This is a genomic window from Citrobacter sp. MGH103 (assembly GCF_001034475.2).
In the GTDB taxonomy this organism is placed as follows: Bacteria; Pseudomonadota; Gammaproteobacteria; order Enterobacterales; family Enterobacteriaceae; genus Citrobacter; species Citrobacter freundii.
This window is the reverse complement of sequence record NZ_CP073043.1, coordinates 198045-210502: the sequence shown is the minus strand read 5'-3', so window position 1 is coordinate 210502 and position 12458 is coordinate 198045. Positions and strand designations below refer to the sequence as shown.

Annotated in this window: 9 protein-coding genes; 4 read left to right on the top strand and 5 right to left on the bottom strand. The window is 52.2% G+C overall.

Going from position 1 to position 12458, the window contains the following annotated elements:
- Positions 1 to 519: 519 nt before the first annotated feature.
- Positions 520 to 1278 (bottom strand): SDR family NAD(P)-dependent oxidoreductase, encoded by a 759-nt coding sequence (locus tag SK33_RS00995; RefSeq protein WP_003023319.1) that lies wholly within the window; start codon positions 1276 to 1278, stop codon positions 520 to 522.
- A 119-nt stretch (positions 1279 to 1397) separates the two neighbouring features.
- On the opposite strand from SK33_RS00995, the gene SK33_RS00990 reads away from it, so the two are divergent.
- From SK33_RS00990 to SK33_RS00980, 3 genes are all read left to right on the top strand, one after another.
- On the top strand, positions 1398 to 2297 hold the full coding sequence (locus tag SK33_RS00990) for a LysR family transcriptional regulator (protein ID WP_048218807.1): 900 nt from the start codon (positions 1398 to 1400) through the stop codon (positions 2295 to 2297).
- 71 nt (positions 2298 to 2368) lie between these two features.
- Positions 2369 to 3367, top strand: coding sequence for an inner membrane protein YhjD (yhjD, locus tag SK33_RS00985; protein ID WP_003023314.1), 999 nt, complete (start codon positions 2369 to 2371; stop codon positions 3365 to 3367).
- 350 nt (positions 3368 to 3717) lie between these two features.
- Complete coding sequence (locus SK33_RS00980; protein ID WP_003023312.1) at positions 3718 to 5040, top strand: MFS transporter; 1323 nt, start codon at positions 3718 to 3720, stop codon at positions 5038 to 5040.
- A 93-nt stretch (positions 5041 to 5133) separates the two neighbouring features.
- On the opposite strand, the gene SK33_RS00975 is transcribed toward SK33_RS00980, so the two are convergent.
- Together SK33_RS00975 and pdeH are read right to left on the bottom strand one after the other, a co-directional pair.
- Positions 5134 to 7194, bottom strand: a complete 2061-nt coding sequence (locus SK33_RS00975; RefSeq protein ID WP_048218808.1) for an AsmA family protein — start codon at positions 7192 to 7194, stop codon at positions 5134 to 5136.
- A gap of 78 nt (positions 7195 to 7272) precedes the next feature.
- Positions 7273 to 8040, bottom strand: coding sequence for a cyclic-guanylate-specific phosphodiesterase (gene pdeH, locus SK33_RS00970; protein WP_003023308.1), 768 nt, complete (start codon positions 8038 to 8040; stop codon positions 7273 to 7275).
- 230 nt (positions 8041 to 8270) lie between these two features.
- Here pdeH and SK33_RS00965 point away from each other — a divergent pair, with 230 nt between their 5' ends.
- Entirely contained in the window at positions 8271 to 9200 is a 930-nt protein-coding gene (locus SK33_RS00965; RefSeq protein WP_016151138.1) for a sugar kinase, read from the top strand.
- Positions 9201 to 9299: 99 nt separating this feature from the next.
- Here the strand turns inward: SK33_RS00965 and SK33_RS00960 are convergent, their stop codons facing one another.
- Both SK33_RS00960 and dctA read right to left on the bottom strand, forming a co-directional pair.
- On the bottom strand, positions 9300 to 10793 hold the full coding sequence (locus tag SK33_RS00960; protein ID WP_032950476.1) for a M16 family metallopeptidase: 1494 nt from the start codon (positions 10791 to 10793) through the stop codon (positions 9300 to 9302).
- Positions 10794 to 11014: 221 nt separating this feature from the next.
- Entirely contained in the window at positions 11015 to 12301 is a 1287-nt protein-coding gene (gene dctA / locus SK33_RS00955; protein ID WP_032950477.1) for a C4-dicarboxylate transporter DctC, read from the bottom strand.
- Positions 12302 to 12458: the final 157 nt, after the last annotated feature.

The following is a 12458-nucleotide window of genomic DNA, read 5'->3' as shown; positions in this document are numbered from 1 at the left end:
TTATACCCACGTTAAATGAAGACGAACATGCACCTCTACATATAAGCGTTGAGATAATCCATACCGTTTGTATGGTGGATTATATGACTGCTATAAATGCTTTCCAATCTTCATCCCAATCTACTATGAGGAAGCGGTCGTTTAGTATTCGTTTATGGTAGATTTGAGGTTATAAATGAAATTCACGATTTATTATTCTTCCTATGCGAAATTTTTAGCACATAGGCCATGTTTTCACATACGCGATCGAACGCTCAATTTTTAATGTCGAATTTTTAACATTTCAAAGAATTAAATTCTGAATCTGTGGGGGATGGGGAAGTGATCATGGTTTCTTCTGAGACAAATCCGCTGTCGAAGAAAAATGAGTTATTCAGAAAGTTTATCCCGGATTTCTTTCGGCACCGCGATCGCTGAATTAGATTGCAGATAATACCGGTAAACGCCACCAGCTATATTTTTACCTGGAGTGGCGCACCGGTTTTCTATTGCTCAAAAGCTGAATAAGATACGAGCGATTTACAGGAACATTCCGCCCGATACTTCGATACGCTGCGCTGTCATCCAGGCCAGCTCATCACTGAGCAACGCGGCAATCGCGTCGCCAATATCATCCGGCAAGCCCGCGCGTCCCAGCGCCGTTTGCGATGCCACATATGCATTCAGCTCTTTATTATCCCGCAGTCGACCGCCGCCAAAATCGGTTTCAATCGCCCCAGGCGCGATGATATTTACTGAAATACCCCGCTCTCCCAGTTCTTTCGCCTGATAACGCGTCAGTACTTCCATCGCCCCTTTCATTGAGGCATAGGCGGCATACCCTGGCAGTGCAAAACGCGCCAGTCCCGATGAAACATTCAGGATCCTGCCGCCATTCTGGATCAACGGCAACAGACGTTGGGTCAGGAAGAAGGGGCCCTTAAAGTGAATGTTCACTAATTGATCAAACATCGCTTCGGAGGTATCGGCAAAAGCGCCATACAGACCAATTCCGGCATTGTTCACTAAATAATCAAACGCCTCACGATTCCACATGCTCTTCAGCTGCGCTTGTACCTCATGGGTAAAGGACTCAAAGCCAGCCACATCGCTGACATTCAGTTGTATTGCCGCAGCTTTTCTGCCTTTTTGCTCAATTTCAGCAACCACATCCAGCGCCGCCTGCTGCTGGCTGTTGTAGGTAAAGATAATGTCCGTTCCTCTGTCAGCCAGCTTAAGTGCGGCGTTTTTACCGAGCCCACGACTACCACCAGTCACTAATGCGATACGTTGCGTCATAAGAAACCTCATTTCCGACGTTGTGATGATTGAGATAAAGCTTATTAGGTGATAGAAAAACAATAAATGTCGTCTGTTGCGCATTACTGTTTCATTTGGAACAACAATAGGGCATGAGAATGGATAAAATTCACGCAATGCAGTTGTTCATCCGCGTCGCAGAACTGGAGAGCTTTTCGCGTGCGGCAGACACCCTTGGTCTTCCTAAAGGTAGCGTATCGCGCCAAATCCAGGCCCTGGAAAATCATCTGGGCACACAGTTGTTGCACCGCACTACCCGCCGCGTTCAGCTCACACAAGACGGTATGATCTATTACGAACGCGCAAAAGATTTGTTGAGCAATCTGGATGAACTGGATGGACTATTTCATCACGATCCATCCAGCATCAGCGGCAAGCTGCGCGTCGATATGCCGGTTGGCGTGGCGAGAAACCTGGTGATGCCCCGCTTACCCACTTTCTTGCATCAGTATCCCGGCCTTGAGCTCGAACTCAGCAGCAGCGACCGCCTGGTGGATTTGGTCCGCGAAGGTTTCGACTGTGTGGTACGCGTAGGCACGCTGAAAGATTCAGGGCTGATTGCGCGCCCAGTGGGGAAACTCACGCAGATTAACTGCGCCAGCCCACAGTACCTCGCCCGCTTTGGTTATCCGGAAAGCCTGGAGGATTTAGCTTCACATGCAGTGGTGCACTACTCGGTCAATTTGGGAACGCGTGCGCAAGGTTTCGAAGTGGCGACAGAAAACGGCACGCAATGGGTTAAAACCGGCGGTATGCTAACGGTAAACAGTACCGAAACCTATCACGCGGCATGCCTTGCCGGTCTGGGCATTATTCAGGTGCCGCGCGTTGGCGTGCGTGATGCCCTGCGCGCCGGTACGCTGGTCGAAGTGTTGCCGCAATATCGCGCCGAGCCAATGCCGGTCTCTTTGTTATATCCACATCGACGCAACCTCTCTCGCCGGGTACATCTGTTTATGGAATGGCTGACTGGCGTGATGAAAGACTATGTGGATTAGTCCATTTTTCAGGATGCGCTCCTGAGCAGGCTATAATGTCATGAGTGAACAAAATAAGGACAACCGATCGGATGACGCAGGAACAAGACGCAAAACACCCTACGCCAGAACATAAACCAGCCTCCGCCGCGCCGGAGAAAAACGCTAAAGCGAACCAGGCGCTGAAAACGGCTCTGACCTTCGCCGATAAAATTCAACGTCAGCCCATCATCGCCCATCTTATTCGTGCCGCAGAGCGGTTTAACGATCGTATGGGGAATCAGTTTGGCGCCGCCATTACCTACTTCTCGTTTCTGTCGATGATCCCGATCCTGATGGTGTCGTTTGCCGCTGCGGGTTTTATTCTCGCTTCGCACCCTACACTGTTGCAGGATATCTTCAGCAAGATTTTGTTGAACGTCAGCGATCCGACGCTCGCCTCTACGCTGAAAAACACCATTAATACCGCCGTACAGCAACGTACCACTGTAGGTCTGGTAGGGCTTGGCATCGCGCTCTATTCCGGCATTAACTGGATGGGAAACCTGCGCGAAGCGATTCGTGCTCAGTCGCGGGATGTCTGGGAGCGTACCCCACAGGATCAGGAAAAAATTTGGGTCAAATATCTGCGTGATTTTATCTCATTGATTGGCTTACTGGTTGCGCTGATTGTTACCCTGTCCATTACCTCTATCGCCGGTTCCGCCCAGCAGATGATTATCTCTGCGCTGTATCTCGACGGTATCGAATGGCTGAAGCCCGCCTGGCGGCTGATCGGCCTGACCATCTCTATTTTCGCCAACTACTTGCTGTTCTTCTGGATTTTCTGGCGGCTACCGCGTCACCGACCGCGTAAGAAAGCGCTCATACGCGGCACATTTATCGCGGCTCTGGGGTTTGAAGTCATCAAAATGATCATGACATATACCCTGCCGTCACTAGTGCAATCGCCGTCAGGCGCGGCGTTTGGTTCCGTGCTTGGATTGATGGCGTTCTTCTACTTCTTCGCTCGTCTGACTCTGTTTTGCGCTGCCTGGATTGCCACCGCAGAATACAAAGACGACCCACGTATGCCGGGGAAAACGCAGTAGCCACCGCCGGATTAGTTGTGAATTACCGGATGGCGTCGCACGCGTCTTATCCGGCCTACGGGTGAGTTTTGTAGGCCGGATAAGCGCAGCTCCATCCGGCAATTATAATGCCGCCCGAACTCACCGATTTAGTGAATAAATCCAACCCGTAACTTTTATTTAACCAAAAACCAGTTTTATCATCTAAGTTTTAAATTATGTGAAGCATTTCATGGAAGTGAAATCTCAAGCCTAAAAATTATCCCCTTTTTGCTCCATTTTTGACCGATCTCAAAGTTTGTTACAGATTGAAATGTCTCTTTTGCTGTGCGTAATATGGCCTTTCGTTCGGCCAAAAATAAGAAAATATTATGCAAGCAACAGCCACAACACTCGACAACGAACAGGAACACACCCCGGTCAACTCGCGCAATAAAGTCGTCGTTGCCTCGCTCATTGGCACCGCCATTGAGTTCTTCGACTTCTATATTTACGCCACCGCCGCGGTGATCGTGTTCCCGCATATCTTCTTCCCGCAGGGGGATCCGACTGCCGCGACGCTACAGTCCCTGGCGACTTTTGCTATCGCCTTTGTGGCACGACCGATCGGTTCTGCGGTATTCGGGCATTTCGGCGATCGCGTCGGCCGTAAAGTCACGCTGGTTGCCTCACTGCTCACCATGGGGATCTCGACGGTTGTGATTGGCCTGCTGCCGGGCTATGAAACAATCGGCATTTTCGCCCCCTTGCTGCTGGCGCTGGCGCGTTTTGGTCAGGGTTTAGGTCTGGGCGGTGAATGGGGCGGTGCTGCGCTGCTGGCGACGGAAAACGCACCACCGCGCAAACGCGCGCTGTACGGATCATTTCCGCAGTTGGGCGCGCCTATTGGCTTCTTCTTCGCCAATGGTACCTTTCTGCTGCTCTCCTGGCTGCTGACCGACGAGCAGTTCATGAGCTGGGGTTGGCGCGTACCGTTCATCTTCTCTGCGGTACTGGTGATTATCGGGCTGTACGTTCGCGTTTCGCTGCATGAATCCCCGGTCTTCGCCAAAGTAGCCGCGGCGAAAAAGCAGGTGAAAATCCCGCTGGGTACCCTGCTGACCAAACATGTTCGCGTGACGATCCTCGGCACGTTCATCATGCTGGCAACCTATACGCTGTTCTATATCATGACCGTCTATTCGATGACGTTCAGCACCGCAGCCGCGCCTGTAGGACTTGGCCTGCCGCGTAATGAAGTGTTGTGGATGCTGATGATGGCGGTGATTGGCTTTGGCGTCATGGTGCCGGTGGCGGGCCTGCTGGCCGACGCATTTGGTCGTCGCAAGAGCATGCTCATCATCACCACGCTTATCATTCTGTTTGCGCTGTTTGCCTTTAAACCACTGCTCGGCTCTGGCAATCCGGTGCTGGTTTTCGCCTTCCTGTTGCTGGGCTTAAGCCTGATGGGGCTGACATTTGGTCCGATGGGCGCGCTGCTGCCGGAGCTGTTCCCGACCGAAGTGCGCTACACGGGGGCGTCGTTCTCGTACAACGTTTCGTCGATTCTTGGTGCTTCCGTTGCCCCATACATCGCTGCATGGTTGCAGGCGAATTATGGTCTGGCGGCAGTCGGTACGTATCTGGCATCAATGGCGGCGTTAACGCTGATTGCGCTGCTGTTAACCCATGAGACACGGCATCAATCGCTGTAATTTGATTGCCTGATGGCGCTATGCTTATCAGGCCTACAAACTGCAATCCCCCGTAGGCCGGATAAGGTGTTTACACCTCATCCGGCGCTCTCATCACTTCTTCATCTGCGACAGGATTGTCCGGCACTGATTAGCATCCCCTTCAGAAGGTGAAATCAGCGCCAGCAGGGCCGCCGCTGGCGTCACCAGCGTTGCCAGCGCAGCAGCAACCGCACCGCGCGCAATCAGCGGTCCGGCCTTCACGCCTGCCTGCGGATTCTTAAAGGTGCCGCGAACATACAACGGCGAACGCAGAGTAATAATACGAATCCCTTTACTCTCCGGATCGATGGTTAAATCCAGTTGCTCCGACGCAAAGCTTGCCGTACCGGTGACATTAATGACTGCGTTTTCCGTATCAAAAGCAAAAATCTGCGGACGCGCCACGCCGTTAACAATATCCAGATTCGCCGCCGCGCAGTTCACCCGCACTTCGTCATCGCCAAATATCTGCCCGACAAGATAGTTCCCCAGATTCAAGCCCACAATTTCCATCAGATTCCGGCTGATCAAACCGTCATTCATCAGCAGTTTCAGGTTGCCATTGCTGTTACCCAACAGCGCCGCCACCGAGTTTCCGCTCCCACTAAACCTGGCGTCACCGTTCATTTCACCAAGCGTTTTTTGCATCAGTTCCACATCCGGCATCAGCGCTTTAAGCTTCAGGCGGCGAGCCTGGATATCCGCCTGCCCCCGCATCGGCTTTTTATCCCCTTCCAGATGGATGCTGGAAACAATGCTGCCTCCAGCAAGACCAAATTTCAGCGGTTGCAGACGCAGGTCGGCATTTTTCAGGATGATATGAGTGGAGAGATCGCTGATCGGTAGGCTACTGCCATGCTCAATACGCCGTCCTTTGAAACGCACGTCAGCGTCCATTACGTTCCATTTGTCAGTTTCAAAACGGTCATACGGCAACACCTTGTCCGCAGGCTGAACGCTCTTCTCACCTTTGCGCTGTTCAGATTGTTTTGCCCGTTCCGCCCCTTTGCCTGAATCCACCCCGATCAGCGGCCCCAAATCGGCCAGCCTCAGCTGGCGTGATTCCACATCGCCCTTCAGCATGGGTCGCGGCTTGCCGGTGGTGTAGGCCAGCGTTCCGTGAATATCGCTGTCGCCAATGCGGCCATTGAAATCGCGATAATCAAAAACAGAGGATTTTTCCGGGTCAATTTTCGCCACCAGACGTCCGTCGGTTTCAAACGGCGGCGTATCCGGGAGCAGCACGCCGGTCAAATCGTATAAATCCCCTAGCGAATCTCCCGAGAATTTAAGTCGTAGATCCGCCCCACCCATGTTCATCGGATCGTTTATCGTGCCGATAAACGCTACGCGCGTATTGCCCGAACGGAAATCAGCCTGAATCGGGAAAGGCGTATCTTCACCACGCAGCGCCAGCATTCCGCCAATTTTTCCGCTACCGCTTAGCGGTTCGCCGTTATATCGCCCTTGCGCTTTCAGACCAAACACGTAGTCCTCGACGTGGGCGTTGCTCTCTTTACCTTTTGCGCCGGTCACTTCGCTAAAGGGCAACGGTTTGCCCAGCGGATCGACCAGGATCTCAATCTCCGACTTCGTCACCTTATCGTTAATGGCGATGCGTCCCTGGTCAAACAGAATGTTATCCAGCCGGAACGACCACGCGGATGGCGGCGCATTAGGATCGCGGTTTTCGTCCCCAGCTAAGTTAAAGGTCCAGTTATTGTTTTTCTCCGACAGGCGGATCAGCCGCGCATCGGGTTTGACCAGCTTGACCCACGGGAGCCAGACGGTTTTTGTCAGCAGTGCCAGTGGTGCGAGCGTAGCTTCAACACGCGGGAGATGCACCATGGTAACGTCAGGAATGTCTGGCGGGTTGCCGAGGATGATATCTTCAGCATGAACATGCGGCCACGGAACCCAGCTACGCCAGCCGGTTTCCTGCTTCTGGCGTTCCCAAACCACACCCAGGTCACCCCGTATAGCAAAGGGCCGGTTGAGTTCTGTAGAGACTTTCTGGTTGATGGTCGGTTTGAGCCGGTTCCAGTCAAATGTCGCAATCACAATGATGAGTACGACGATCAACAACAAGAAAACCCCTATTACTGAAGTGGTTATTTTACCTGTTTTCGTCATGTCTAACCTCTCTACTTCCTTCCTTGCCTGTCCTAAAGATAGTCCAGCAGGATGAAAAGGAGGTGTTCTACGTCCTCATCAAAGCGACAGGATCACCTCTTCAAGCGTGTCCAGAGGTACTGGACGAGAGAGAAAATAGCCTTGCGCGGCAAAAGCTGGTGAGTTTTGCACATCACGCCACTCTTCCAGCGTTTCAACGCCTTCGACAATCACGCCGCGGCAATAGCGGTTCATCAGCTGTAATAGTAGTGTGAAGAGATTACGTCCCTCCGGCGTCTTACGCAGCATGACGAACAGGTCTCGCGCCACTTTGATATAGTCATAATTCACTTCACTAAGCGCCGAGAAGTTCGCCATTCCGGTACCAAAATCATCCAGCCAGAGCGGGCCAAACTCGCACATTGAGGCGAAGGACGACCCCTTCGGTAAGCGGATATGTTCCACTAGCTCAAAACGCAGCCACGGTAGGCCTTCAATGATTTTCAGGATTTCGGGATCCTGGCGCATCGCTATGAGCGTTGGTCCGTCGACGTTCACGGAAGCCAGCAGGTTGTTGGCTCTGAAAAAGTCCCCTTTCAGCTCAAGTTGAAGAAGTTGCTCTATCACCACATCAACACGATGTCGGACGGTTACTTCGGCAAAATAGCGGTCTGGCGCAATACGTTGGGATGGATTATCAGGATGGCTCACGACAGTCAGCAGTTCAACGGCCATCAGTCGTCCGTTGGTCTGGTAAATTGGCTGGTAGGTGTAAGCACGCTCGCACTGCAGCCAATAGCGTCTCTCCTGCAAGTTTTCAATACTCGCATCGAGCGTAATGAGCTGCTGGGTAACCTGCTTTATCATCTGAGATGTCCTGTAAATAAGAGTGTGACTGACCGGACTCGTCAAAGGTTATCGGCGCTCAGACGCAGAACTTTACGTTCAGCTGTGCGCAAAAATAAAAACTAAGCGGCAAAAACAACGCAGAACACGTGCTGGCTCAAAAAAATAATGGAACGATGTTTTAATATAGTTGACCGCTTAACACCCACAGCGCACACTAACGCTAATTTTTTTCAGAGCAGGTTACGACTATGTCCAGAAAGATTGCCGTGATTGGCGAATGCATGATTGAGCTGTCACAGAAAGGCGCTGACGTTCAGCGCGGATTCGGTGGCGACACGTTGAATACATCCGTTTATATCGCCCGTCAGGTCGATGCTACGGCACTTTCCGTACACTATGTGACTGCACTGGGTACCGACAGTTTTAGCCAACAAATGCTGGAGTCCTGGCAGGGTGAAAACGTGGATACCTCATTAACCCAGCGCATGGAAAACCGCCTGCCGGGTCTCTACTACATTGAGACCGACAGCACTGGCGAGCGCACCTTTTATTACTGGCGTAATGAAGCCGCCGCAAAATTCTGGCTGGAGAGCGAGCAGTCTGCCGCGATTTGCGAAGAGCTGGCGACATTTGATTACTTGTATCTGAGCGGAATCAGCCTGGCGATTTTAAGCCCGGCAAGTCGTGACAAGCTGCTGTCGTTGCTGCGTGAATGCCGTGCCAACGGTGGAAAGGTCATTTTTGATAATAACTACCGCCCGCGTCTGTGGAGCAGCAAAGAAGAAACCCAGCAGGTGTATCAGCAGATGCTGGAATGCACCAATATCGCATTCCTGACGCTGGACGATGAAGACGCGCTGTGGGGTGAAAAACCCGTTGCTGAGGTGATTGCCCGTACTCACGCAGCTGGTGTACAGGAAGTGGTTGTGAAGCGTGGCGCAGACTCTTGCCTGGTTTCCATCGCGGGCGAAGCGCTCATCGACGTTCCGGCCGTTAAATTGCCGAAAGAGAAGGTGATCGATACCACTGCGGCCGGAGACTCCTTCAGCGCCGGATATCTGGCGGTACGTCTGACCGGTGGCGATGCTGCTGAGGCCGCAAAACGCGGCCACCTGACAGCAAGCACCGTGATTCAGCATCGCGGGGCGATTATCCCACGCGACGCTATGCCGCAATAACGTCGATTATCCGGTCTGCATACCGTAGGCCGGGCAAGCGAAGCGCCCCGGCATCTCCAATGCCGGATGGCGGCGTAACCGTCTTATCCGGCCTACAGGTTATTGTACCGGCGGGATATCTGTCACTTCAGGGTGTGATTCATCCGTTTCAACAGATGTTGCCGCTGCGGTAACGGGCGCCATAATGCTATCCCACGTCGCCTGCAGATCCTTCATATTGAATTCAGGTTCACCCTTCGGCTGCAGCAGAATTAACGCCATATCTTGCGACAGCTGCTGTCGCAGGTCCTGATTCAGCATCTCAACACTCAGGCTATTGAGGAAGCTCTGGCGTAAACGCTGATACTGTTCAGGCGCAATATCCACCACCTGATTTTGCAGCGAGCGCAAACGCTGGCTGATCAAAATATCGGTATCGGTACGACCATAGGTGGCAAACAGCTTCTGCAGTTCCAGATTCTTTTGCGCGACCAGCGCATTGAACTCTTCTTCCGGAAGTCCTTTATCACGCACTTTCGCCAGCTCACGCGCAACCGTACCCAGATTGGCGTTCAGCTTATCGTTTGGCGACTCAACGTTAATCGCACACTGCGCGCGCAGGAACAGCACCCGGCAGTCAAATCCGAGGCCAATGTCTTTGGCATTGTTTTTGGTTAGCTCTTGCTGAATGTGCCAAAACAGCGCCTCACGAGCTAAATCAGCGCGCCAGTAACGTAACAACGCGGCAGATTCACGGATCGGTTGCCACGGCATATCCCACATAATAGACAGGCGATCCTGGCGTACCGCATCGGTCATAATGCTTACGGCTTCTGCTCGCAGCGGAGAGAGCGTAGGTACCGGTGCAGGCGTTTCGCGTTTTCCTTTTAACTCGCCAAAGGTTTTATTGATTTGCTCAGCTACGCTGCGTGCATCAACGTTACCGACGATGATCAGCGTCATCGCGTCCGGGGTATACCATTTCTGGTAGAAAGACTGAATTTTCGCCGCATCTACAGGCGTTTTCAGCGGATCGGCGGGATCGTGCCCCAGCAGGGTCGATCCCTTCAGACGGTAACGCCACCACCCTTCTTTGGTATCTGACGGCCAGGTTGCAACCATATCTTCGCTGCTCAGCGCATGATTGACCGTTTCAGAGGTGATGCTCAGATTGCCGGAGATATTCGCCAGGTAAGAAAGTGACTCTTTCAGTAGATCGTTACGGCTGTTTGGCAGACTGAGGTTGTACAACGTGGAATCATAGGAAACGATAACCGGCGGCATGGGACGTTTGGGATCGAACCCCTGCTGCCACAATGAACGGGCTTGCGTGGCATCGAGGCCACCGCTTTGCGTCAGCGCGATACGTGGGATCGCATGGCTGAAACCACTCTGTTGCGTACTTTCGGTGAGTGAACCGGTATTAACCAGCAGGCGGACCTCAATACGGTCGCTGGGGCGCTGGGGAGTGGCTAACACTTGCCACTGTAGACCATTTGCCAGCGTACCCTGTTGCCACGCCGGGTCAGGCTGGAGCGCATCTGCCTGCACATAGCCGGCAGTGGCCATCATCAGCAAGCCGCCCGCTAAAAGTCGAATTTTTGTGCCCTGCATGTGAACCCCTGATCAACTATCCTGGAAATAAAAAGACAGCCCTCGAAAGGACTCTCTGAATATGACGTTAAAAACACTTCGTGTTAGACCGCGAGAACATAAAAATGTCACGGAAGAAGTGAAAAAATCCCGAGCCGACGAATCGACGGTTTCAGGCACAGGGGGTAATTATGCGCAAACGCCCGCAGTCCTGGAAGGGACTACGGGCATAAGTGGAGAGATTAAGAGGATATTTCGTGCGATTTGCCATCCGGCGCACGATTATTCAGCACATCGTCCAGCTTTTTATGGTCCAGTTCTTTGACCCATTTAGCGACGACGACAGTTGCCACACCGTTACCGACCAGGTTAGTCAGCGCACGTGCTTCAGACATAAAGCGGTCAATACCAAGAATCAGTGCCAGACCCGCAACCGGCAAATGGCCCACCGCAGAGATCGTCGCGGCCAGAACAATGAAGCCACTCCCGGTCACACCCGCTGCACCTTTTGAGGAGAGCAGGAGCACCACCAACAGGGTTATCTGATGGAAGATATCCATATGGCTGTTGGTTGCCTGAGCGATAAACACCGCCGCCATCGTCAGATAGATTGATGTCCCATCAAGGTTAAACGAGTAGCCCGTGGGTATAACCAATCCGACAACTGACTTCCGACAGCCCAGTTTCTCCATTTTATCGAGCATACGCGGCAGCGCGGATTCAGAAGAAGACGTACCCAGTACGATCAGCAGTTCTTCACGGATATAGCGGATGAATTTGAAAATGCTGAAGCCGGTTGCGCGAGCAATGGAGCCCAGAACCACAACCACAAACAGAATACAGGTGATGTAGAAGCAGATTATCAGCTGACCCAGTTGCACCAGCGTTCCGACGCCATATTTACCGATGGTAAAGGCCATGGCCCCGAAAGCACCGATCGGCGCCAGGCGCATGATCATATTGATGATGCCGAAAATAACCTGCGAGAAGCTTTCAATCACGTTGAAAATCATCTGGCCTTTGCTGCCCAGACGGTGCAGCGCAAAACCAAACATTACCGCAAACAGTAATACCTGCAGGATGTTACCGCTGGCGAACGCGCCAATGACGCTACCCGGGATAATATCCATCAGGAAGCCTACGATCCCCTGGTCTTTTGCCTGTTCAGCGTAAATGGCAACCGCTTTAGCGTCCAGCGTCGCCGGATCGACGTTCATTCCGGCACCGGGTTGCACCACGTTAACGATGATAAGGCCGATGATCAGCGCAATCGTACTGACAATTTCAAAATAGAGCAGTGCAACCGCACCGGTGCGGCCTACTGCTTTCATACTTTCCATGCCTGCAATGCCGGTCACGACAGTACAGAAGATGACAGGTGCGATGACCATCTTGATGAGCTTAACGAAAGCATCACCAAGCGGCTTCATTTGGGCGCCTAATTCAGGGTAGTAATGGCCAAGGAGAATACCAATGGCAATTGCTGTCAGGACCTGAAAGTAAAGGCTTTTGAATATAGAGGTCTTCATAGGGTGTCCTTAAAGTAAAAACCACAGGTCTTGTAAGGTTTTGTTTAACCTGCGGCCTTAAAGTAACACCCACTCAACATGACAGAAATGCACCTGGATCATAATTGATACAAAAATGTTAAAAATTTTGAGCTGGCTCGCACAAGCGAGACCTTTT